The organism is Priestia sp. YIM B13486, assembly GCF_042787865.1.
GTDB lineage: Bacteria > Bacillota > Bacilli > Bacillales > Bacillaceae_H > Priestia > Priestia megaterium.
Genome location: NZ_JBHZOZ010000005.1, coordinates 101,467 through 125,983, shown reverse-complemented (window position 1 = coordinate 125,983; position 24,517 = coordinate 101,467). Strand labels below are relative to the sequence as shown.

General features: G+C 39.5%; 22 protein-coding genes and 1 other RNA gene. 18 read left to right on the top strand and 5 right to left on the bottom strand.

From position 1 onward, the window contains the following. Positions 1-9: 9 nt before the first annotated feature. From ACFX4G_RS15360 to ssrA, 14 genes are all read left to right on the top strand, one after another. Positions 10-684: a hypothetical protein gene (locus ACFX4G_RS15360; RefSeq protein WP_043977326.1), complete on the top strand. Its 675-nt coding sequence runs from the start codon at positions 10-12 to the stop codon at positions 682-684. Between the two features lie 286 nt (positions 685-970). Further along, positions 971-2,281 carry an RNA polymerase factor sigma-54 gene (gene rpoN / locus ACFX4G_RS15355; RefSeq protein WP_043977325.1) on the top strand — a complete coding sequence of 437 codons (1,311 nt, stop codon included), beginning with the start codon at positions 971-973 and terminating at the stop codon, positions 2,279-2,281. 12 nt (positions 2,282-2,293) lie between these two features. Beyond that, entirely contained in the window at positions 2,294-2,542 is a 249-nt protein-coding gene (locus ACFX4G_RS15350) for a glutaredoxin family protein (protein WP_377575547.1), read from the top strand. A gap of 133 nt (positions 2,543-2,675) precedes the next feature. Continuing rightward, the gene (locus ACFX4G_RS15345; protein ID WP_043977320.1) at positions 2,676-3,704 is read left to right on the top strand and encodes a sugar-binding transcriptional regulator; all 1,029 of its coding nucleotides are present in this window, start codon (positions 2,676-2,678) and stop codon (positions 3,702-3,704) included. A gap of 45 nt (positions 3,705-3,749) precedes the next feature. After that, positions 3,750-4,757, top strand: coding sequence for a type I glyceraldehyde-3-phosphate dehydrogenase (gap, locus tag ACFX4G_RS15340; protein WP_013059702.1), 1,008 nt, complete (start codon positions 3,750-3,752; stop codon positions 4,755-4,757). Positions 4,758-5,066: 309 nt separating this feature from the next. Continuing rightward, positions 5,067-6,251, top strand: coding sequence for a phosphoglycerate kinase (locus tag ACFX4G_RS15335; RefSeq protein ID WP_013059701.1), 1,185 nt, complete (start codon positions 5,067-5,069; stop codon positions 6,249-6,251). A gap of 175 nt (positions 6,252-6,426) precedes the next feature. Further along, positions 6,427-7,182 (top strand): triose-phosphate isomerase, encoded by a 756-nt coding sequence (gene tpiA / locus ACFX4G_RS15330; protein WP_043977318.1) that lies wholly within the window; start codon positions 6,427-6,429, stop codon positions 7,180-7,182. Continuing rightward, positions 7,182-8,714 (top strand): 2,3-bisphosphoglycerate-independent phosphoglycerate mutase, encoded by a 1,533-nt coding sequence (gene gpmI, locus ACFX4G_RS15325; RefSeq protein WP_043977316.1) that lies wholly within the window; start codon positions 7,182-7,184, stop codon positions 8,712-8,714. The genes tpiA and gpmI overlap by 1 nt, the downstream gene beginning before the upstream one ends. 24 nt (positions 8,715-8,738) lie before the next feature. Continuing rightward, the gene (gene eno / locus ACFX4G_RS15320; protein ID WP_013059698.1) at positions 8,739-10,034 is read left to right on the top strand and encodes a phosphopyruvate hydratase; all 1,296 of its coding nucleotides are present in this window, start codon (positions 8,739-8,741) and stop codon (positions 10,032-10,034) included. A gap of 208 nt (positions 10,035-10,242) precedes the next feature. Then, complete coding sequence (secG, locus tag ACFX4G_RS15315; RefSeq protein ID WP_013059697.1) at positions 10,243-10,476, top strand: preprotein translocase subunit SecG; 234 nt, start codon at positions 10,243-10,245, stop codon at positions 10,474-10,476. Between the two features lie 267 nt (positions 10,477-10,743). Continuing rightward, entirely contained in the window at positions 10,744-11,484 is a 741-nt protein-coding gene (locus tag ACFX4G_RS15310; RefSeq protein ID WP_013059696.1) for an alpha/beta hydrolase, read from the top strand. A 38-nt stretch (positions 11,485-11,522) separates the two neighbouring features. Next, a complete protein-coding gene (gene rnr / locus ACFX4G_RS15305) occupies positions 11,523-13,865 on the top strand; it encodes a ribonuclease R (RefSeq protein WP_013059695.1) in 2,343 nt (780 codons plus the stop codon). Positions 13,866-14,016: 151 nt separating this feature from the next. Beyond that, positions 14,017-14,484 carry an SsrA-binding protein SmpB gene (gene smpB, locus ACFX4G_RS15300; protein ID WP_034648422.1) on the top strand — a complete coding sequence of 156 codons (468 nt, stop codon included), beginning with the start codon at positions 14,017-14,019 and terminating at the stop codon, positions 14,482-14,484. A gap of 137 nt (positions 14,485-14,621) precedes the next feature. Next, positions 14,622-14,983: a transfer-messenger RNA gene (gene ssrA, locus ACFX4G_RS15295) on the top strand. Between the two features lie 155 nt (positions 14,984-15,138). On the opposite strand, the gene modB is transcribed toward ssrA, so the two are convergent. The 4 genes from modB to fdhF all read right to left on the bottom strand — a co-directional run bounded on the left by modB (position 15,139) and on the right by fdhF (position 20,156). Then, positions 15,139-15,795: a molybdate ABC transporter permease subunit gene (gene modB, locus ACFX4G_RS15290; protein ID WP_377575543.1), complete on the bottom strand. Its 657-nt coding sequence runs from the start codon at positions 15,793-15,795 to the stop codon at positions 15,139-15,141. A gap of 7 nt (positions 15,796-15,802) precedes the next feature. Further along, the gene (gene modA / locus ACFX4G_RS15285; RefSeq protein ID WP_034648423.1) at positions 15,803-16,600 is read right to left on the bottom strand and encodes a molybdate ABC transporter substrate-binding protein; all 798 of its coding nucleotides are present in this window, start codon (positions 16,598-16,600) and stop codon (positions 15,803-15,805) included. Positions 16,601-16,725: 125 nt separating this feature from the next. Then, a complete protein-coding gene (locus tag ACFX4G_RS15280; protein ID WP_013085382.1) occupies positions 16,726-17,205 on the bottom strand; it encodes a helical membrane plugin domain-containing protein in 480 nt (159 codons plus the stop codon). A gap of 11 nt (positions 17,206-17,216) precedes the next feature. Beyond that, on the bottom strand, positions 17,217-20,156 hold the full coding sequence (gene fdhF / locus ACFX4G_RS15275; protein ID WP_377575540.1) for a formate dehydrogenase subunit alpha: 2,940 nt from the start codon (positions 20,154-20,156) through the stop codon (positions 17,217-17,219). 364 nt (positions 20,157-20,520) lie between these two features. On the opposite strand from fdhF, the gene ACFX4G_RS15270 reads away from it, so the two are divergent. The 3 genes from ACFX4G_RS15270 to moaA all read left to right on the top strand — a co-directional run bounded on the left by ACFX4G_RS15270 (position 20,521) and on the right by moaA (position 22,741). Further along, positions 20,521-20,865, top strand: coding sequence for a Na-translocating system protein MpsC family protein (locus tag ACFX4G_RS15270; RefSeq protein WP_013085380.1), 345 nt, complete (start codon positions 20,521-20,523; stop codon positions 20,863-20,865). A gap of 66 nt (positions 20,866-20,931) precedes the next feature. Continuing rightward, entirely contained in the window at positions 20,932-21,678 is a 747-nt protein-coding gene (gene fdhD / locus ACFX4G_RS15265; RefSeq protein ID WP_370506938.1) for a formate dehydrogenase accessory sulfurtransferase FdhD, read from the top strand. Positions 21,679-21,724: 46 nt separating this feature from the next. Then, positions 21,725-22,741: a GTP 3',8-cyclase MoaA gene (gene moaA / locus ACFX4G_RS15260; RefSeq protein WP_013085378.1), complete on the top strand. Its 1,017-nt coding sequence runs from the start codon at positions 21,725-21,727 to the stop codon at positions 22,739-22,741. 12 nt (positions 22,742-22,753) lie between these two features. Here the strand turns inward: moaA and mobA are convergent, their stop codons facing one another. After that, positions 22,754-23,323, bottom strand: coding sequence for a molybdenum cofactor guanylyltransferase (gene mobA / locus ACFX4G_RS15255; protein ID WP_098333930.1), 570 nt, complete (start codon positions 23,321-23,323; stop codon positions 22,754-22,756). A 161-nt stretch (positions 23,324-23,484) separates the two neighbouring features. Between mobA and ACFX4G_RS15250 the strand changes: the two genes are divergently transcribed. Beyond that, on the top strand, positions 23,485-24,501 hold the full coding sequence (locus tag ACFX4G_RS15250) for a molybdopterin-synthase adenylyltransferase MoeB (RefSeq protein WP_043977293.1): 1,017 nt from the start codon (positions 23,485-23,487) through the stop codon (positions 24,499-24,501). Positions 24,502-24,517 lie beyond the last annotated feature (16 nt).

Sequence of the window (24,517 nt, the reverse complement as noted above, 5' to 3'; positions counted from 1 at the left end):
GGAATAAATATGAAATATATGAACAAACTTTTCATTGTCAGTGCATCGGTAGCATTATTGCTGTCTGCATGCGGGACGAACGAAGATTCTGCTCAGCCGAAGTCTAATGATCAAGCAGAAAATGTTCAGCAGGACACAGCTTCTAAATCTGATCAAACATCAGGCGCTGCAAAAGAAGATTCGAAAAAAGATGCGGATTCTTCCGAGGTCTCAGCCAAACCTTCAGGAAGTCAATCATCAACTAGCGAAACAGCGGAAGATGGACAGTCAACGTCTTCTTCAGAAACAAAACTAACAAAAAGCCCAGAACAAGATTATTCTATTCAAGTAATGGACGGTTATAAACTAACGGGTGAAGAACCAGGAAAAGATGCGTTAGTATTAACTTCAGATGATTCTCAATTTATGCGTATTGAAATGCTTTCATCAGAAGTATCGATGGATGACGCTGCTCAATCTGTTAAACAAACGGCAACAGCAGTTAATAAAAATGCAGCAGAGAAAAAGAATCTTGAAGAGAATGGAATCTTCAAAGATTCTGTTTGGTATGAAGCCACATCTGGGGACCATACGGTAAACGCCGTGTTGGTTAAAGGAAAGAAACCAATGAAGCTAATCATCTTCACGAAAAATGAAGAAGAAAACTTGGACAAGTTTATGCAAATGGCACAAACCATTCAATAAGCAATTTTTCTATATATTATACACATGCAGAAAATTCGACATGACGAAGAAAGCGTCATGTCGGATTATTACTCGGATCATGTGGTTGGTGCGAATTATAATGAAAAGTTATAAAGGTGCATAACTCTATTACTTTTTTGATGGTTAATAATTAAAAATAGGATGAACCGCTTCGTTAACAAAGGTTGACGAAGATTTTTTGATGAAAAAATTACATATAAAAAATAGTTACATGCTCTTTGAAAGCGTTTTTATAGTAAAATAGATGAAGGGGAGGGGAGAAATAATGGAAATTGGATTATTTCAGCAGCAGTCGTTAAAGCTGACGATGTCAAAAGAATTATCACAAGCTATTTCTCTTTTACAATATTCATCGATGGATATTGTAGCGTTTTTACATGAGCAGGCGCTTCAAAATCCGCTTATAGATTTTTCAGAGCTGCCCGTCTATACATCTCACAATCAAAAAAATCATGCAACTTCTGATTCAACAGATTATATGAGCAGTATACCTGCTCCTAAAGAAACGCTGTACGAACATTTAATGAATCAATCCGCATTATTAAAGTTAGATGAATGTGAGCAGGCAGCCGTTGAGTTTGTTATTAATAGCCTGGATGATGCTGGCTATTTGCACGATGAGTTAATCATACTTGCTAACCAGCTTGGCCAAGATCAGGAGCAGGTTGAAAAGGCTCTCCAGCTTGTGCAGCAGATGGACCCGGCAGGAGTAGGGGCAAGAAGTTTACAAGAGTGCTTAATGCTTCAATTAAAAAGGAATAATCAATGGACAGAAAAAATAGAGCAAATTTTGACACATCACTTTGAGGAATTCGCGTATAAAAAATGGATGAAAATCTCAAAGTTATGTCAAATCTCACTTGAAGCTCTTCAACACTTACATGAACAGATTAAGAAATTAAATCCTCGTCCTGGATCGTTTTATATGAAGTCCAATGAACGATTCATTGTACCGGATTTTATTGTAAAAATTGAAGATGGAAATGTCGTTGCTTATGCAAATGAGGATTTGGAACCTCGACTTTCAGTGAATGAACAATACAAACTTCAGCTGAAAAATAGGCAGAACCAAGAAATGTTTTCTTATTTGCAAGAGAAATATCGTGAATTCCAATGGATTATGAAAAGTTTACACACACGCAAAGATACATTAAACGCATTAATGAATACCTTACTCGTTGAACAAGAAGCATTTTTTAAAAAGGGTCCTTCGTATTTGAAGCCGTTAACAATGAAGGAAGTAGCGGAACAAACGTCTGTGCATGAATCAACGATTAGCCGTGCTACTCGGCACAAATATATTCAAACGCCTTTTGGCACCTTTTCAATGAAATCTTTTTTTTCAACTAGTATTCAACTGGGCAACAACGAAGCGACTTCTACAACTCACGTAAAAGAACTGCTTAAAAAGCTAGTAGCAGAAGAAAACAAACAGCGTCCGCTTTCAGATCAGCAGTTGGCTAACGTTTTGCAAAGCAATTATAACGTTACTATTTCAAGAAGAACGGTAGCCAAATATCGAGATCAATTAAACGTTCTACCATCCAGTCAACGAAAACTTTTTGTCACGCAGTAAAGGAGTGGGAATGTGGAGGTCGTACTGTATACTAAAAATGGCTGTCACTTATGCGATGATGCAAAGAAGATGCTTGCAGAGCTGCAGTCGGAGTTTCCCTTTCAGCTTATTGAACGAGATATTTACAAAAACGATGAGTGGCTGGAAAAGTATCACCTTGCCATTCCTGTAGTAGAAATGGATGGAGAAGAAGTAGAATATGGAAAAATAACAGGTATTCTGTTAAGAAAACGCTTACTTTTAAAAATAGGCAACACATGAGTTGAATAAAGGATTCACTCCTGTTAGAATAGATTTTGTAGCAGGGTGAATTTTTTTTGCGCAAGGTGGGACATAATATGTCTATACGGGACAAAAAATGTCCAGCGAGTTTATGCCTTAAGGGGATTTTAACATGCGTTCTTTAATAGAAGTACAACGAAAATTATTACCTGAACTTCTCTCAGTTATGCAAAAGCGCTATCAAATCTTGCAATACATACGTTTAATGCAGCCGATTGGCCGCAGAAACTTAGCTGTAAGCCTTGGGCTAACAGAGCGTGTGTTACGAAGCGAAGTAACATTCTTAAAAGAACAAGATTTGATTGACATTTATCCTAGTGGAATGACGCTTACAAATGAGGGAGAGCTCCTTCTGGCTGAATTAGAAGAAGTAATGAAGGAAGTTTCAGGACTTCGGTTATTGGAAACAACATTAAAAGAGGCGTTTTCTTTATCAGAAGTTGTTGTTGTATCTGGAGATAGTGATCAGTCTCCTTGGGTCAAAAATGAAATGGGTCGAGCATCTGTTTCGTGTATCAAGGAGCGCCTTGTTGGTCAAAAAAATACCGTTGCTGTTACAGGTGGTACGACGCTTGCCGCCGTTGCCGAAATGATGACACCTGATTTAAAACACCCTGATGTACTTTTTGTACCTGCTCGCGGAGGGCTAGGGGAAAATGTACAAAACCAAGCAAATACGATTTGTGCTAAGATGGCTGAAAAGTCCATGAGTCACTATCGCTTGCTTCATGTTCCAGATCAGCTTAGTGATGAAGCATACCGATCTATTATCGGTGAACCATCTATTAAAGACATGCTTCATTTAATTAAGTCCGCTGGTATGGTTGTTCACGGAATAGGAGACGCTATGACAATGGCAGAACGCCGTAAAACACCACAAGCAGACTTAGAAAAAGTGAAAAATGGACATGCTGTAGGTGAGGCATTTGGATACTATTTTAATCATCAAGGCGAAGTTGTTCATAAAGTTAAAACAGTTGGCATACAACTCGATGATTTAAAGAACAATAAATGTGTTATTGCTGTTGCAGGAGGTTCATCAAAAGCAAAGGCAATTAAAGCGTTTATGCAACAAGCGCATGATTCGATTCTCATTACAGATGAAGGCGCCGCAAAAGAGTTAGTAAGGGGTTTTAATTAATCCCTCATATAAAAAATACTTTTTACATTCAAGGAGGAAATACCCATGGCAGTAAAAATTGGTATTAACGGATTTGGTCGTATCGGCCGTAATGTATTCCGCGCAGCTTTAAAAAATGATAACGTTGAAGTAGTAGCAATCAACGATTTAACAGATGCTAACATGCTTGCTCACCTTTTAAAATATGATTCTGTACACGGAAAATTAGATGCAGAAGTAGTAGTAGATGGTAGCAACTTAGTAGTAAACGGTAAAACAATCGAAATCTCTGCTGAACGTGACCCAGCTCAATTATCTTGGGGCAAACAAGGCGTAGAAATCGTTGTTGAATCTACTGGATTCTTCACAAAACGCGCTGACGCTGCAAAACACTTAGAAGCAGGAGCTAAAAAAGTAATCATCTCTGCTCCAGCATCTGACGAAGATATCACAATCGTAATGGGTGTTAACGAAGACAAATACGATGCGGCTAACCACAACGTAATTTCAAACGCTTCTTGTACAACTAACTGCTTAGCGCCATTTGCTAAAGTGTTAAATGACAAGTTCGGTCTTAAACGCGGAATGATGACAACAGTTCACTCTTACACAAACGACCAACAAATCTTAGACTTACCACACAAAGATTACCGTCGTGCTCGTGCAGCTGCTGAAAACATCATCCCAACTTCAACTGGTGCTGCTAAAGCTGTATCTCTAGTATTACCTGAATTAAAAGGTAAATTAAACGGTGGAGCTATGCGTGTTCCAACTCCAAACGTTTCTTTAGTAGACTTAGTTGCTGAACTTGACAAAGAAGTAACTGTTGAAGATGTAAACAACGCTCTTAAAGAAGCTGCTGAAGGCGATCTTAAAGGTATCCTTGGTTACAGCGAAGAGCCACTAGTATCTGGTGACTACAATGGTAACATCAACTCTTCTACAATCGATGCATTATCTACAATGGTAATGGAAGGTAACATGGTTAAAGTTATCTCTTGGTACGATAACGAGAGCGGATATTCTAACCGTGTAGTAGACCTTGCTCAATACATCGCTGCTAAAGGACTATAAGAATAACTTAAAATTCGCTTCTATTTTATTCAATAAGACAGAAATCGACTAGACTTTCCTTTTTTATTGGATATCTGAAAATAGAACGACTATAATAAGACTTGCTAAGGAAGAGAGGGGCATACCCCCTCTTCCTTGATTTATGTATTGGCTTCTACATGAAAAAGCGTCATAAGCAGCTAACTGGAGTTTCACTTTATATAGAAAGGCGCCAATATATAAAATGAAATCTACGGTGGTTTGTGGATTGATGATTACATAGAAGCCTACTTGCTTAGTACCATAAATACTTAAGGAGGCCTTTTAACGATGAACAAAAAAACGTTGAAAGACATCGATGTAAAAGGAAAGCGAGTATTTTGTCGCGTAGACTTTAACGTACCAATGAAAGACGGAAAAGTAACAGATGAAACTCGTATTCGTGCAGCTATTCCTACTATTCAATATTTAGTAGAACAAGGTGCAAAAGTAATTTTAGCTAGCCATCTTGGACGTCCAAAAGGCGAAGTTGTTGAAGAGTTACGTCTAAATGCTGTTGCAGAACGTTTACAAGCTCTTCTTGGTAAAGACGTTGCAAAAGCTGACGAAGCTTTTGGTGAAGAAGTAAAGAAAACAATCGACGGCATGAGCGAAGGCGATGTTTTAGTACTTGAAAACGTACGTTTTTACCCAGGTGAAGAGAAAAACGATCCTGAATTAGCAAAAGCATTTGCTGAATTAGCAGACGTGTACGTAAACGATGCATTCGGTGCAGCTCACCGTGCGCATGCTTCAACAGAAGGAATTGCACAACATATTCCAGCAGTAGCAGGTTTCTTAATGGAAAAAGAGCTTGATGTGCTTTCAAAAGCATTATCAAACCCAGAACGTCCATTTACTGCAATCGTTGGTGGAGCAAAAGTTAAAGACAAAATCGGTGTAATTGACCACTTGCTTGATAAAGTAGATAACTTAATCATCGGTGGAGGACTTTCTTACACATTTATTAAGGCACTAGGCCATGAAGTAGGTAAATCACTTCTTGAAGAAGACAAGATTGAACTTGCAAAATCTTTCATGGAAAAAGCTAAGAAAAACGGAGTAAACTTCTACATGCCAGTGGACGTGGTAGTAGCAGATGACTTCTCAAATGATGCTAATATTCAAGTTGTATCAATTGAAGATATTCCAAGCGATTGGGAAGGCTTAGACGCAGGACCGAAAACGCGCGAAATCTATGCTGACGTAATCAAAAACTCTAAGTTAGTTATTTGGAATGGACCAATGGGTGTATTTGAATTAGACGCATTTGCTAACGGAACAAAAGCAGTAGCAGAAGCTTTAGCAGAAGCAACTGACACATATTCAGTAATCGGCGGAGGAGACTCTGCAGCAGCTGTTGAAAAATTCAACTTAGCTGATAAAATGAGCCATATTTCTACAGGTGGCGGTGCGTCACTAGAGTTTATGGAAGGTAAAGAACTTCCAGGCGTAGTTGCATTAAACGATAAGTAAGTTTATGTTTCAGTAAGACGGAGGACCGACCTGACGACTGATAATATAAAAAATTATCAAGCAGCGAAGATGGATGACCAAGAGATAAAAGGGACCGAATCACTTTTAACAGCACCCTCTTGGACATCTAACGCGTGAAGGGAAAACCCACAATAAACAAAGGACGGTGTTATACATGCGTAAACCAATTATTGCAGGAAACTGGAAAATGAACAAAGTACTTTCTGAAGCAACTAGCTTTGTTGAAGAAGTAAAAGGAGCAGTACCATCTCCTGAAAGCGTAGAATCAGTAGTATGTGCACCTGCACTATTTTTAGATCGTTTAGTAGAAGCGACTAAAGGCACAGACTTAAAAATTGGTGCACAAAACATGCACTTTGAAGAAAACGGTGCGTTCACTGGAGAAGTGAGCCCTGTTGCTTTAGCAGACTTAGGTGTGAACTATGTCATTTTAGGACACTCTGAGCGTCGTGAAATGTTTGCTGAAACGGACGAAACAGTAAACCAAAAAACAATTTCTGCATTCAAACACGGTTTAACACCAATCGTGTGCTGCGGTGAAACAAACGAAGAGTACGAACAAGATCAAACAAAAACAGTTGTAGCTAATCAAGTACAAAAAGCATTAGCTGGTCTAACTGATGAGCAAGTAAAACAAACAGTTATCGCATATGAGCCAATATGGGCAATCGGTACAGGTAAATCTTCAACTGCTGAAGGTGCAAACGAAGTTTGTGCATACATCCGTAGCGTTGTTGCAGAACAATTCTCTCAAGATGTTGCAGATGCTGTACGTATTCAATACGGCGGTAGCGTAAAACCTGCTAATATTAAAGAATATATGTCTCAATCAGACATTGACGGAGCTTTAGTAGGTGGAGCAAGCTTAGAAGCAGATTCTTTCTTACAGCTTTTGGAGGCTGGTAAGTAATGAGTAAAAAGCCAGTAGCATTAATCATCTTAGATGGTTTTGCATTACGCGATGAAGATAAAGGTAATGCGGTAACACATGCAAAAAAACCAAACTTCGACCGTTTCTGGAACGAGTATCCTCATGCTACACTTGAGGCGTCTGGAGAAGCTGTAGGCTTACCAGAAGGCCAAATGGGTAACTCTGAAGTAGGTCACTTAAACATCGGCGCAGGCCGAATTGTGTACCAAAGCTTAACTCGTGTAAACGTAGCAATTCGTGAAGGCGAGTTTGAACAAAACGAAACGCTTCTAGCAGCTGTAAAGCACGCAAAAGAAAAGGGTACAAATCTTCATCTTTTCGGGCTTTTATCTGATGGCGGTGTACACAGTCATATCGAACATCTATATGCATTATTGCGTCTAGCTAAGAGTGAAGGCTTGGAAAAAGTCTACATTCATGGCTTCTTAGATGGTCGTGACGTAGCACCTCAATCTGCTGAAACGTATTTAAAAGAACTTAATGAAAAAATTGAAGAGTATGGCGTTGGTGAAATTGCAACAATTTCAGGACGTTACTACTCAATGGACCGCGACAAACGCTGGGAGCGCGTAGAGAAATCATACCGCGCAATGGTGTACGGCGAAGGTCCATCATATACAAGCGCTGAAGAGTGCGTAAAAGATTCGTATGAAAATGGAATCTATGACGAATTCGTTTTACCTTCTGTTATTACAAAAGAAGACGGATCGCCAGTTGCGACAATTCAAGACGAAGATGCAGTTATTTTCTACAACTTCCGTCCGGATCGCGCAATTCAAATTTCAAATACGTTCGCAAACGAAGATTTCCGTTCATTTGATCGTGGTGAAAAACATCCGAAAAACTTACATTTTGTATGTTTAACTCACTTCAGCGAAACAGTTGACGGATATGTAGCCTTTAAGCCAATTAACTTGGATAACACGCTTGGTGAAGTATTATCTCAAAATAACTTAAAGCAGCTTCGTATTGCCGAGACAGAAAAATATCCTCACGTAACGTTCTTTATGAGCGGTGGACGTGAAGCAGAGTTTCCTGGTGAAACACGTATCTTAATCGATTCACCAAAAGTAGCAACATATGACTTGAAACCTGAGATGAGTGCTTATGAAGTGACGGACGCGTTGCTTGCAGAAATCGAAGGCGATAAGCAAGACGCTATTTTATTAAACTTTGCAAATCCTGATATGGTAGGCCATTCAGGTATGTTAGAACCAACGGTAAAAGCAATTGAAACAGTAGATGAGTGCTTAGGAAAAATTGTAGATGCAATTTTAGCTAAAGGCGGTACAGCAATCATCACAGCAGACCATGGTAATGCTGATGAAGTGATTACGCTTGAAGGTAATCCAATGACGGCTCATACAACGAATCCTGTTCCAGTAATCGTAACCAAACAAGGCTTAGAGCTTCGTGAAGACGGTATTCTAGGAGATCTAGCTCCTACGATGCTTACTCTTCTAGATGTAGCACAGCCAAAAGAAATGACAGGTAAAACATTAATTAAATAATTAATTATAAAGGAGAGTTTTAAAATGCCAGCAATTCTTGACATTTATGCACGCGAAGTATTAGATTCTCGCGGTAACCCAACAGTTGAAGTTGAAGTATATACTGAATCAGGCGCTTTCGGACGCGCTTTAGTACCAAGTGGTGCTTCTACTGGTGAATACGAAGCAGTAGAATTACGCGATGGTGACAAATCTCGCTACCTAGGTAAAGGTGTATTAAAAGCAGTAGAAAACGTAAACGAAATTATCGCTCCTGAATTAGTAGGTATGGACGTAACTGATCAAATCGGTATCGACCGACTTATGATCGAGTTAGACGGTACTGAAAACAAAGGTAAATTAGGTGCCAATGCTATTCTTGGTGTATCTATGGCAGTAGCTCACGCAGCAGCTGATTTCGTAGGTCTTCCATTATACCGTTACCTTGGTGGATTCAACGCTAAGCAATTACCAACTCCAATGATGAACATCATCAACGGTGGTTCTCATGCTGATAACAACGTTGACTTCCAAGAATTCATGATCTTACCTGTAGGAGCTCCTACATTCAAAGAAGCAATCCGTATGGGTGCTGAAGTATTCCACGCGTTAAAATCTGTTTTATCTGCTAAAGGCTTAAACACAGCTGTAGGTGACGAAGGTGGTTTCGCTCCTAACTTAGGTTCTAACCGTGAAGCATTAGAAGTAATCGTAGAAGCAATCACAAAAGCTGGTTACGAAGCTGGTAAAGACATCCAATTAGGTATGGACGTAGCTTCTTCTGAGTTCTTCAACAAAGAAACTGGTAAATATGATTTAGCAGGCGAAGGCCGTACAGGCGTAACTTCTGCTGAAATGGTAGATTTCTACGAGCAGTTAGTTAACGAATTCCCAATCGTTTCAATCGAAGACGGTTTAGACGAAAATGACTGGGATGGTCACAAGCTATTAACTGAGCGCATTGGCGGAAAAGTACAGCTTGTTGGTGACGATCTATTCGTAACAAACACGAAAAAACTTGCTCAAGGTATCGAACAAGGCGTAGGTAACTCTATCCTTATCAAAGTTAACCAAATCGGTACATTAACTGAAACGTTCGAAGCTATCGAAATGGCTAAACGTGCTGGTTACACAGCAGTAGTTTCTCACCGTTCTGGTGAAACTGAAGATGCAACAATCGCTGATATCGCTGTTGCAACAAATGCTGGTCAAATCAAAACTGGTTCTATGAGCCGTACAGATCGTATTGCGAAATACAACCAATTACTACGCATCGAAGACGAGCTAGGTGTTCTAGCTGTATACGATGGCGCTAAATCTTTCTACAACTTAAAAAAATAAGTTGAAAGTATAAAAAACGGATGACGATTGTCATCCGTTTTTTTACGTTAAAATCCGTTGTATTTCACTGCCATTACTTGTACGAGAGGGTTTTTTATGATAAATTAACCTTAGCGTAGTGCGCGTACTTTATCCCCGGTAATGCCAATCAGAAGGGATGAAGAAACCCCGCTGATTGACTATTACTTGGTGTAGGAGGTGTGTCTTAGTGCATACATTGCTGATTACTTTGCTAGTGATTGTTTCAATTGCTTTGATTGTTGTGGTCGTTTTACAATCAAGTAAAACTACTGGATTATCTGGAGCTATTTCCGGTGGAGCTGAAACGTTATTTGGGAAACAAAAAGCACGTGGAATTGACTTAGTTTTACACCGTTTGACAGTAGTGTTATCTATCTTATTCTTTGTGTTAACACTTGCTGTATCTTATTTCAAACTTTAATATGTTACTGGATAGACTGCCACCTAATGCATATGTACTTGGTGTATACCAACTTATGTATTAGGTGGTTTTTTAATGGGCGTGTTGAATACTTTAATTTCATTTTTAAGTAATGATATAATATAGCTTTAGAAAAAAGTACTAAATATAGTATAAAAGCGTAAAAGTTGATGGCTACATCTCTTGTTATGTGATGACCGTCACATAAATACATGTTTTTTTCTATTAGGACTGCAGATATTATAACTAAAAGGAGTTAAATGATATATGAAAATTGCACAACCAAAGCCATTTACATTTGAAGGCGGCGAAAAAGCTGTTTTATTACTTCATGGTTTTACCGGAAATTCTGCTGATGTTCGTATGTTAGGTCGTTTTTTAGAGAAAAAAGGATACACATGCCACGCACCTCATTACAAAGGACATGGCGTAGCGCCTGAAGAACTTGTTCATACTGGTCCAAAAGATTGGTGGAAAGATGTCATGGACGGCTATGAGTTTTTGAAAAGCAAAGGTCATGAAAGTATTGCCGCTGTAGGTCTTTCACTAGGTGGCGTATTTTCACTGAAATTAGGTTACACTGTACCTATAAAGGGTATTGTGCCTATGTGCGCCCCTATGTATATAAAGAGTGAAGAAGTCATGTATGAAGGTGTTTTAGCGTATGCACGCGAATATAAAAAGCGTGAAGGTAAATCGTCTGAACAGATTGAACAAGAAATGGAAGAGTTCAAGCAAACACCAATGAACACATTAAAGTCTTTACAGGAATTAATCGCTGAAGTGCGAAATTCAGTTGATATGATTTATGCACCGACATTTGTTGTACAAGGTCGTCATGATCATATGATTAATACAGACAGCGCCAATATTATTTATAATAGCGTCGAGTCTCCTACAAAAGATATAAAATGGTACGAAGAATCTGGTCATACCATTACCTTTGATAAAGAGCGTGATCAGCTTCACGAGGATGTATATGCATTTTTGGAATCACTTGATTGGTGATAGAGATAATACGAATAAAGAAAAAGGAGGGACATGATGTGAAAGAAGAAAATCAGCCCTATATAAATGAAATATTGGATTTTATGAAAAGGGATAATTACAAACCTTTGACTGTCCAAGAGCTTGCAAAAGAATTTAATACTGAGGATGCAGAGTCATTCAAAGAGTTTGTGAAGGCACTTGTTATTATGGAAGAGAAGGGTTTAATTATCCGAGCAAGAAACGATCGCTACGGGCTGCCGGAACAAATGAATTTTGTCAAAGGGAAAGTAAGCGGACATGCAAAAGGGTTTGCGTTCGTAGTTCCTGAAGAAAAAGATGCGGGTGATGTATTTATTCCCCCTACTGAAACAAACAATGCTATGCACGGAGATATTGTGCTTGCAAGAGTGTCATCAGAATCATCAGGTGCTCGTCGTGAAGGAACCATTGTAAAAATCTTAGAACGAGGTACCCAGCAAATTGTAGGTACGTATACGCAAAGCAAAAATTTTGGCTTTGTGATTGCGGATGACAAAAAAATTGCAGGTGATATTTTTATTCCCAAAGCAGCAAGAAACGGTGCGGTTGAAGGCCATAAAGTAGTAGTAGAACTGACAACCTATCCGGAAGGCCGCATGAATGCAGAAGGAAAAGTTGTTCAAATTCTTGGACATAAAAACGATCCGGGGATCGATATCATTTCTGTTATCCATAAGCACGGTCTTCCTCAAGAATTTCCTGCTGATGCTTTAACACAAGCAATTGATACACCTGAAACGATTGACGAAAAAGATATTGGCAACCGCCGCGATCTTCGTGATCAAGTTATTGTAACCATTGACGGAGCAGATGCAAAAGATTTGGATGACGCCGTAACGGTTACAGAGCTTGAAAATGGAAACTACAAATTAGGCGTCCATATTGCAGATGTAAGTCACTACGTTAAAGAAGGTTCTCCGATTGATGTAGAAGCAGCAGAGCGCGGAACAAGCGTCTATTTAGTAGACCGAGTTATTCCGATGATTCCTCACCGTTTATCTAATGGAATTTGCTCATTAAATCCAAAAGTTAACCGTTTTACGCTTTCTTGTGAGATGGAAATCGATCCACAGGGTGAAGTAGTGAAACATGAGATTTTTGAAAGTGTCATCAAAACGACAGAACGAATGACGTATTCAGACGTTAACAAAATCTTAGTGGATAAAGATGAAGAAGTGTTAGAACGCTACGAGCCAATCGTTCCGATGTTTGAGCGTATGGAAAAGCTGGCAGCTATTCTTCGTAAAAAGAGAATGGATCGCGGGGCCATTGATTTTGATTTCAAAGAAGCAAAAGTATTAGTAGATGATGATGGCCATCCTCACGATGTTATTTTGCGTGAACGTTCGGTTGCTGAAAAGCTAATTGAAGAATTTATGCTAGCGGCGAATGAAACAGTAGCAGAACATTTTCACTGGATGAACGTACCGTTCATTTATCGTATTCATGAAGATCCAGATGCAGAGAAGCTTACTCGTTTCTTAGAGTTCATTACAAACTTTGGTTACACGGTGAAAGGAACAGGAAACGATATTCATCCGCGTGCGCTACAGGATATTTTAGAAGAAGTAAAAGGCACGCCTGAAGAGATGGTTATTTCAACTGTTATGCTTCGTTCGATGAAACAAGCGAAATATGAAGCAGAAAGTTTAGGCCACTTTGGTTTATCAGCTGAGTTCTATACGCATTTTACGTCTCCAATCCGTCGTTATCCGGATTTAATCGTTCATCGTCTCATTCGCACGTATTTAATTGAAGGAAAAACAGATCAGCAAACGCAAGAAAAATGGCGCGAGCTTCTGCCTGATGTTGCTGAGCATTCTTCTAATATGGAACGTCGTTCAGTTGACGCTGAGCGGGAAACGGACGATATGAAAAAAGCTGAGTTTATGGCTGATAAAGTTGGGGAAGTATTTAATGGTATTATTAGCTCTGTTACTAACTTTGGAATGTTCGTGGAGCTAGAAAATACGATTGAAGGTTTAGTTCACGTCAGTGACTTAACAGATGACTATTATCGTTACGACGAACGTCACTATGCGATGATTGGAGAAAAAACGGGCAATGTCTTCCGAATTGGAGACGAAATTGAAGTGAAAGTGGCCGATGTGAATAAAGACGAGCGTTCGGTTGACTTTATTATTGTAGGAATGAAAGAAAGTCGCAAACGCTTATCTAAAGACCGTCCTAAAGTGATTAAAGCAAAACAAAAGTCACGCAAAGATGATAAAGGAAAAGGTCGCGAGGGCAGCCGAAGCAAAAATGAAGAGTGGTCTACTCAAAAGCCAAAGAAGAAAAAGAAAAAGAGATTCTTCGAGGGTGCCCCAAATGTTAAGCGCAAAAAGAAAAAGCGTAAATAATCGAAATCGACAGCAGTGAAGCAGAAGGGTATTCCTTCTGCTTCAAAACAGCTCCATTAAACGTTTTAGTTGTTGTTTAGATTTCCATACAGTAAAATGATACATAATATCATACATATACGTAAGTACGGCTGAAGGGAAGGAACGTTTTATGCCAAAAGGTGAAGGGAAATTAATTGCACAAAACAAAAAAGCCCGCCACGACTTTTTTATTGAAGAAACATATGAGACGGGTATTGTTCTACAAGGAACGGAAATTAAATCAATTCGTAATGGGCGTGTAAATTTAAAGGACTCTTTTGCTCGTGTGCAAAACGGAGAAGTATTTCTACACAATATGCACGTTAGTCCTTACGAACAAGGAAATCGATACAATCATGAGCCGTTGCGTACACGAAAGCTATTGCTGCATAAGCGTGAAATCAGCAAGCTAATTGGCTATTCAAAAGAAACGGGTTATTCATTAGTTCCTTTAAAAGTGTATTTAAAAAATGGATACGCAAAGGTTTTACTAGGGCTTGGTAAGGGTAAAAAGAAATATGACAAGCGTGAAGACTTAAAGCAAAAAGAAGCGAAGCGCGATATCGAACGAGCATTTCGTGATCGTCAAAAGATGTAACATTACAAAATCTTACAATTGCAAAATGCTCATTTTGTGATATAATAAGTATTGTTATCAGTTAGATTTCATTTTGCACACTGAAGTCGCTATCTGATGTAAGATTTTTTCTTACACATTCCGACTCCCTTTTATATGGGGACGTTACGGATTCGACAGGGGTAGTTCGAGCTTAGGTTGCGAGTCGAGGAGATGGCCTCGTTAAAACATCAACGCCAATAATAACTGGCAAATCTAACAATAACTTCGCTTTAGCTGCATAATAGTAGCTTAGCGGTTCCTCCCTCCATCGCCCATGTGGTAGGGTAAGGGACTCACTTTAAGTGGGCTACGCCGGAGTTCGCCGTCTGAGGACGAAGGAAGAGAATAATCAGACTAGCGACTAGGACGCCTGTTGGTAGGCAGAACAGCTCGCGAATGATCAATATGCCAACTACACTCGTAGACGCTTAAGTGGCGATATTTCTGGACGTGGGTTCGACTCCCACCGTCTCCACCAATACATATTGTATGGTGGCTTACCTTACTTATAACAGGAGTTAATCAAATGTATGCTCTTCATTTGATTAGCTCCTTTTTAATTTATAATTTATGTAAAATTGAAAAAAGCAGGAAAGAAATAAAAAGATGCCTGTTACACAAAGAGGCATCCTTTTATTTTTGTTTAAGCTGAACAAAAAGCAGCATAAGAAAGGAAAGAAAGACGATTGAAATAACCCATAGCCAAGCGAGATTCATGTTTCCAGAGTCAATCGCTACGTAGATAGCGGTAGGCACAGTTTGAGTTTCACCTGGAATATTGCCGGCAAACATCAAAGTGGCTCCAAACTCTCCGAGTGCTCTTGCCAGACTTAGCACTCCTCCTGTTACGATGGCTTTAGAAGCTAAAGGGATAGAAATAAAGAAAAAGACTTTCCATTCGCTTGCACCATCTACTCGAGCTGCGTCTTCAATTTCGTAATCAACGCCTTGAAAGCCTGTTTTGGCAGATTGATACATAAGCGGAAACGCAACGACAACGGAGGCAATAACAGCTGCCCACCATGTGAAAATAACGGGTTGTTGAAAGACCCATTCAATTGCCCGGCCGAGCAGGCTGTGTTTCCCGAATATGACAATCAATAAAAATCCAACAACGGACGGAGGGAGCACCAACGGGAGCATTAACGCCGTTTCAATCATCACTTTTCCCTTAAAGTGTTTCTTGGATAACAGTTTTCCTATAACAGTGCCTAAAATAATAACGACAAATCCTGCTACTAACGCAATTTTAAGCGATAGCTGAAGAGGAGATAAAAATTCTTGAATCATAGCGGCCTCAATTTGCAGTGAAACCGTATTTCTTTAAAGTGTCAAGAGCCGTCTTACTTTGTAAAAATTGATAAAAAGCTTTTGCTTCTTGTGGATGTTTCGAATCCTTAATAACGCCTACAGGATATACAATTGGTTTGTGAGTGCTATTATCTGCAGTAGCGACAATCTTCACCTTTTTTGAAATCAAGGCATCGGTTTTATAAACCACCCCAGCTTCAACGTTTCCTGTCTCTACATAGGAAAGCACCTGGCGTACGTCTTTCGCATAGACGGTTTTTGGCTCAATGTTTTTCCAGAGGTTCATGTGTTCAAAAGTCTCCTTCGCATACTGTCCGGCAGGAACGGATTCTGGTATTCCAAGTGCAATTTTTTGAACAGTCGGCTTTGATAGATCTTCAAAATTTGTGATAGCAGACGTATTATTCTTTGGCACGATAAGCACAAGGTCATTGCCAACCAAGTCAGCACCATTCTCTTTGGAGATAGCTCCTGCTTTTACTAGTGCATCAAACTTGTCTTCCGCTGCTGAAAAAAATAAATCAACAGGTGCGCCGTTTGTAACTTGCTGTTGCAGCGAGCCTGAAGCTCCAAAATTAAATTTCAAGTCTATATTTGGATGCTTTTTTTCATATTGCTTTTGAATATCAGTGAGCGCATCTTTTAAGCTGGCCGCAGCGGATATCGTTAAGCTGATGTTTTTGTGCTGAGCTGCGGATTGATCGGTATTTGTTTCGTTCGAACAAGCAGCAGTAAACATAATTAAAAATAATAGTGCGAATAAGGGTTTAAAGTATTGTTGCATCGTGTCACCTCAGTTAGTTGTAGTAAAGCAATTTAGTATAACTATATCACGTTCATTTTAAATTTGACTTCCTAAAAAGAAAACAGCGACTTGAAAGGGGGAAAACTTTCAAGTCGCTGCTTCATTTATTCTTCCAACGCTTTGCCCATTCCTTTTAAAAAGTGAAGCCCAAATCCAATTGCACGATTGACATCTGGATCGTTTAGCGCTTTTATAAGAGCTAATGCACTTACTTTTTTTCCGGTTTTTACATATTCATTCGCTTCGTTCATACCAGCTGTTGCGCTATTTACAAGTTTAGCAGTTACCTCTGGATCTGCCTTCATCAAACCGCTGCTTGCACCCATAAGAGTATTAATTAAATTGGTTACCGGTTCTCTGGAAATTTGATGAAGCGCAATTTTTGAGATTTTTTCTTTCGCTTGAATCATTGAATCAGCAGCTTCAAGAACACCCATGTCGTTAAGTTCGCCAACAATACCGAGAATACGGTTCAATGCTTCTTCATTATCTGCCAGCAGAGAAGTTAAATCTTCTAATTTTTGTTGTTTTTCTTCTTCCTCGCTTAGAAGAGGTTTCTTAATTTCTGTAATAGGTTGTGCCATCTTTTCTCCTCCTATTTACTTGTTAAATGGACGTAGCCAGGACGGTTCCATTTACGCTGAACCTCGACCCCATTTTGAGGATGACGTTTTTTGTTACGCGGATTTGTAGACGGTAAAGGCGTTTCTCCACCTTTACTTAATACTTCCATCCGTACTTTTGTTTGTTTGTAAGCCGGCGTATTTGTTCGTTGGTCGACTGCAGGTCCGGTCAAGAAGTTAATAGCCGAATCTTTATGAACAGAGTGCATTGGAAGATACAGCTCATTTGCTTTTACTCGCTCTGTAATTAATGCCTGTACTTTTACTGCTCCAAACGGTGAGATTAATCTGACAAGCGAACCTTCTTCAATTTCACGCTCCTTGGCAAGCTGAGGTGAAATTTCTACAAATACTTCCGGTACTTTTGATTGGATGCCGCTCGATTTATTGGTCATATTCCCTTCATGAAAATGTTCTAACATTCTTCCATTATTAATGTGTAGATCATATTCTTCTGGGAATTCGGCAGGAAGTACCCAATGTGATAAAGCAAAGCGCGCTTTTTTATCTGGGAAATTAAACCCATCGACGTAAAGTAACGGCGTGCTTTTTCCCTCTAAGCTCCCCCATAAGAAGCTATTCCAGCCTTCAAGATTTTCGTAGCTGGCTTGGCTGAATAAAGGTGATAGACTAGCCATTTCTGCAAAGATATCACCAGGATGTGTATACGTCCAGTTCGCACCTAAGCGGTTGGCAATCTCTTGAACAATCCACCAATCCGGCTTTGAATCACCGAGCGTTGGTAATGCTTGATACAATCTTTGGACACGTCGCTCCGTATTGGTAAATGTTCCGTCTTTTTCAAGAGAAGGAACAGCAGGAAGTACAACATCAGCATATTGAGCCGTTCTCGAAAGGAAAATGTCTTGGACGACAAAAAAATCTAAATTTGATAATATTTCGTGTACATGGTTAGCATTTGAATCAACAAGAGCCATATCTTCTCCGACAAGGTACATGGCCTTCATTTTTCCTTCATCAATTGAATGCAGCATTTGAATATTATCAAGCCCTGGCTTATCTTTAATTTTTACACCGTATGCTTTTTCAAATTTCGCTCGGGCGACTGAGTCTGTGACGTGCTGATAGCCTGGAAGCCAAGCAGGAAGAGTCCCCATATCACATGCTCCTTGGACGTTATTGTGGCCTCGGAGCGGATAAGCGCCTGCTCCAGGGCGTCGATAGTTTCCAGTAGCAAGCAACAGGTTTGAGATAGCCGCTGATGTATCAGAGCCTCCCGTATTTTGCGTTACGCCCATGCCCCACAGCACACAGGTTCCATCGGCGTCTCGAATCATTTCAGCTATTTGAATGAGCGTTGCTGCTGGAATACCCGTAATTTGTTCAGCATATTCAAGCGTGTACTTTTCAAGCAAAGAGTGAAAGTCTTCAAAATAGTTGACGTTTTCTTGGATGAATTTTTCATTGTGCCATCCTTGGTCAATCATGTATTTTGTTACAGCCATTAGCCATACTTGGTCCGTACCTTGTTTTGGACTGATGAAAATGTCAGAGCGTTCAGCCATTTCGTTTTTGCGCAAATCTGCGACGATTAGTTTTTGGTCATGAAGCTTGTGCGCGCGTTTGATGCGAGTTGCTAATACAGGATGACCTTCAGCAGGGTTAGCTCCAACGATGATAACCAGTCCAGCTTTTGCGATGTCTTTTATCGTGCCGGCATCGCCTCCCATTCCCACTGTTCGAAATAATCCATCAGTTGCAGGAGACTGACAGTAGCGAGAGCAGTTGTCTACGTCATTTGTTTCAAATATTTGGCGAGCCAGCTTTTGAATAACATAGTTTTCTTCGTTTGTAATCTTAGAAGAAGAAATGAAACCAACTGATCCATGTCCATACTGCTGATTAATAGAGCTTAACCTGCTTGCTACTAAGTCGAGGGCTTCTTCCCATGACGACTCTACAAATGCACCATTTTTTCGGATTAAAGGCTTAGTAATACGTTTTTCAGAGTTTACAAAATCCCAGCCGAATTTTCCTTTTACACAGGTTGAAATGGCATTTGCGGGAGCATCAGAGCTAGGCTGAACTTTAAGGATTTCACGGCCTTTTGTCCATACTTCAAATGAACATCCAACTCCGCAAAATGTACAGACAGTTTTTGTTTTTTTCGTGCGTGTTTCGCGCATAGCGGCTTCCACTTCTGAAACAGCAAAAATTCCGCTGTATCCAGGTTCTACTTCTTTAACTAAATCAATCATTGGATTTAAAACGTCTTTTGGAAGCCCAGTCATAAATCCAGCTTCTCCAAGCATGGATTTTTCCATCAAGGCATTACAAGGGCATACGGTTACACATTGACCGCAGCTCACACAAGAAGATTCATTGATTGCTACACCGTCATCCCAGAGAACGCGGGGGCGTTTCGCTTCCCAGTCGATAGAGAGTGTTTCATTAACTTGAAGATTTTGACAAACCTCTACGCATTGGCCACAAGCGATGCATTGATTAGGGTCATAACGGTAGAACGGATGAGACATATCGACTTCATTCTCTGAGGCCTTTGGCGTATAGGGGTATTTTTGATGTTCAATCTCCATCATTTCGGCTGTGTTATGTAATTTACAGTTTCCGTTGTTATTGTCGCAAACGGTGCAGTATAGCAAATGATTTTCTAATAAACGATCCATTGCTTCCGTCTGTGCCGCTTTTGCGGGTGCTGATTGTAATTCAATCTTCATGCCGTTTTCAGCTTTTGTAGAACAAGAACGAACTAACTCGCCATTCATTTCAACGATACATGTGTCACAAGTTTGAATAGGATCCACTTCAGGAACATAACAAATCTGAGGGTGCTCAATGCTTTGCTGATTAATAATTTCGAGTATGGTAGAGCCTGAAGCTGCCTTGTATTCGTTACCATTTATATGAACAGTGATGATTTCACGACTCATTTGTTTTCCTCCTTTATATAAAAACAAAAAACCACCATGAATACACACGCCTAATTAAATAAGGGAAGTGCAATCATGGTGGAATAGTTTACTAGCAGGTCTTACTAATATGCCAATCCGGCCCATTTATATCGTTAAGAAAAAGTGATAGAGTAATAACAATTCATTATTATTATTCCATCTCGGTTATTTATAATTATATCGCTACGTTTTTAAATGCACAACTTTTTTAAATACCCAACTCTCTTCAAAAGTTTTGCTGCAAAGATTTTGGGCTTTTATTTTTTGAAGTGTTGATTTATGATAAAAAAACTGTAGGAATAAAATGCACAATTTAATTTTAATCGGTGGGAGAGCGTTGATTATGTCAAAAACTATTCATGAATTTAATGATATTATTCGGAAGCTTCGAAAAGATTTATTTGGAAAAGGACCGGAAAGAATACATACGGTTTTTGTTGAAAATATGGCTGTCTCAACACTGTATGGAAATTTAACTCCGACAGAAACATTTATTGCAAGCACTGCTGAAGGATGTGACATGGTTCATCTAGCTCGAACAAAAATGATCCAAGATGTATATGCATCGAATCCGCCGGAAGGGTTAGAAGAATTGGTAGGAGCAAAGTTGGTTAATTTATTTTCAGATATGAAAATAAAAGAAAATATAGCGGTTTCCGTATTCGTTTTTGATAAAAACATTATTTAAAAAAGGAGACATCACATGAACTCGACCGTTAAGAAGCGTACAGTTCTTAGATTTAAAAATGGTCAAATGGAAAGCGTGGAAGATAAAATTGTAACGGAGTTTCCTGTGACTGTGAAAATTAATGAAGAAGAGTTTGTCACGATGGTATGTAGCCCACAATACATTGAAGATATGGTAATTGGCTATTTAGCATCTGAAGGGGTTATCCGAGCATACACAGACATTAAAAACATATGGGTTCAAGAAAAAGAAGGGTATGTTCATGTTACAATAGATAAATTAAACCCGTATTTTCAAAACCTTCAAAATAAACGATATATCACGTCTTGCTGCGGGGCGAGCAGACAAGGGTTTGTCTTTATAAATGATGCACTGACTGCTAAAAAAATGAACGATATATCGGTAGAACTTTCAATTAAGGATTGTTTTCAATTGATGAATAAGCTGCAGCAATCTGCTGCTACGTTTCAAGAAACGGGTGGCGTTCATAACGCTGCTATTTGTGATAAAAATGGCTTTATGCTTAGCAGAATGGACATTGGTAGGCATAATGCTCTAGATAAACTATACGGGTATTGCTTAAAACACCATATTTCAATTAGAGATAAAGTAGTCGTTTTCAGCGGCCGTATTTCTTCAGAAATTTTGTTGAAAGTAGCGAAGATCGGGTGTGAAGTGGTTCTTTCAAAATCCGCCCCGACTGAACTTGCTTTAAATCTAGCAGAAGAATTGGGAATTACAACGGTAGGGTTTATTCGAAATGATTCGTTGAATATTTATACATGCCCGGAAAGAATTTTAAGAGAGAGTTAATCTGCTGTGGAGAAGCTGACAGCTAGAGAGAGGAGAGATGAGGCAGATGTCATACGCTATAGTTGATACTTTAAAGCGTCCTTTACGAGACTTGCGTTTGTCAGTAACAGATCGCTGTAACTTTCGCTGTCGATATTGTATGCCTGAAGAAATTTTTGGGGCAGACTATCCATTTTTACCTGCCGAAAACATTCTTTCGTTTGATGAATTAGAGAGACTCACTAGATTATTCGCATCGCTAGGAGTAAAAAAAGTGCGTATAACGGGAGGAGAGCCGCTGCTAAGAAAAGGCTTGCCAGATCTAATCAATCGTCTGAAGCAAATTGAGGGTATAGATGATATTGCCATAACAACAAACGGCTCACTGTTAAAGAAGCATGCAGAAGCCTTATCAAAAGCGGGATTATCAAGAGTAACGGTTAGCTTAGACTCGCTTGATGAAGTGAGATTTCAAGAGTTGAATGGAAACCGAGGAAGCGTAAAACGAGTATTAGAAGGAATAGAAGCAGCAGCTCTTGCGGGGATTTCAGTCAAAATAAACATGGTTGTCCAAAAAGGCAAGAATGAGCAGGATATTCTTCCGATGGCCCACTATTTTAAAGACAAAAAACATACGCTGCGTTTTATTGAATATATGGATGTTGGAAATTCAAACGGATGGAAAATGGATGAGGTTATAACAAAGAAACAAATTCTTGATATAGTTGGACAAGAAATGCCTCTTGAAGAAATTACACCTCATTATACGGGAGAAGTAGCCACCAGGTATCGATACGTCGGGACAGAAGAGGAAATTGGTATCATTTCATCTGTCACAGATTCATTCTGTTCCACTTGTTCACGCGCAAGAGTATCGGCTGAAGGAAAGCTCTATACCTGTTTGTTCGCGTCAAAAGGATATGACCTCCGCACACTGATACGGTCAGAAGCCTCTGATCATACTGTTTGTGACACCATTTCTGATATCTGGAATCATCGGAAAGATCGTTACTCAGACGAACGAGCTAATGGAAGACAGGTCCAAGGCGCTGAAAAAGTGGAAATGTCTCATATTGGTGGATAATTCAAAGAAGCTTTATACTTCCCAATCACTGCGATGATTCACATTTATAAAAGTGGGATCTTCTGCTGAAAAAGGCACGCGAAGGACGTTTGTCTGATTCAACAATTGCGTAAGCCTTCTTTCACCTTGTGTAACGAGTTGTTCAATAAGAGGAAGCGTTCTACGGTGATAGAGTGCTAGAAGCGGGTGAATGTGATCAGGCTGAACAGGAAGAACAATGTCAGGTGAGTCCGTTTGGGTCAGTGTGATCATGTGATGAACAAACTCAGCATTAATAAAAGGAATATCGCAAGAAAGAATAAAGAACCATTCAGCGCAGCAATCGATCGCAGTTAAAGCGTGATGAATTGCATACAAAGGACCTTGATACGGGCATTTTTCAACTGCAAATGCAACATCCTTTCTTTGAAAATAAGGGAGTAAATCTTGGTTGGTAGACACAAGTATAGGTGTGACGTGATTTTCTTTTAATGCATCTATACTATATTCGTAAAATGATTTCTTGTTATAGGTTTCAAACATTTTTGGTTTACCGTAGCGAGAAGATTTTCCTCCTGCTAATACAATGCCTGCAATGGACATTTATTAAATACCTCCATCAAAATATATTTGTATATTTATGCAAAAAAGTCTCTGTAAAGCAGCGTAGCTTTATGTGTATAATAGCATGTTTCTAAAGAAATATCTTTAACGAAGGAATAGATAGTGAAGTCAGAGATTGAATGAGAAAGGGAGAGAAAAGAGTGACAGAACGTTATTCACGTCAGCAGCTTTTCCAGCCCATTGGAAACAAAGGGCAGCAGCAAATTAGAAGTAAGCATGTTTTAGTTGTAGGTGCAGGGGCTCTAGGCAGCGCTAGCGCAGAAGCCCTCGTGCGTGCTGGAATTGGAAAATTGACTCTTGTAGATCGTGATTATGTAGAATGGAGTAATCTACAGCGTCAGCAGCTTTATACAGAACAAGATGCGCAAAACAAACTACCTAAAGCTGTAGCAGCAAAAAATCGTTTGCGTCAAATAAACACGGAAGTGAAGATTGAAGCGCTGGTGATGGATGCTCAGCCTGCTAATTTAGAAAGTATCGTCCAAACAGCCGATGTGATCATCGATGCGACAGACAACTTCGACATCCGTTTTATTTTAAATGATTTGTCACATAAGTATGAAGTTCCTTGGATATACGGCTCATGTGTAGGGAGTTATGGCGCCACTTATACTGTTATCCCAAATGTAACCCCTTGTCTGCACTGCATATTGAAAAAAGTGCCTGTCGGAGGAGCAACCTGTGAGACAGCAGGAATTATTAGTCCCGCTGTTCAAATTGTGGCAGCCTATCAAATAACCGAAGCATTAAAAATTTTAGTCGAAGATGTTGAAGCTTTGCGCCACACATTTCTAACCTTTGATGCCTGGAATAATCAGCATGCTGAATTTAAGACGGGCAAAATGAAAAGTGATAAATGTTCTTCTTGCGGATCAACCCAAACTTATCCGTACTTAGCGTATGAAAATCAGCTTAAAACAGACGTTCTGTGCGGCAGAGAGACGGTTCAAATCAGGCCCTCGCAGCGCCATTTGTACAACTTCGATGAATTGGAAAAACGGTTAAAAAAACAGGGGAAAGTGGACCGCAATCCATATCTTCTGTCATGTCAGCTTCCAGAGCAGCGCTTTGTAATTTTTCAAGATGGCCGTGTATTTATTCATGGAACGAATGATATTCAATTTGCGAGAAGCTTATATTATCGTTTACTAGGATGAGTAAAGGAGTGAAAAG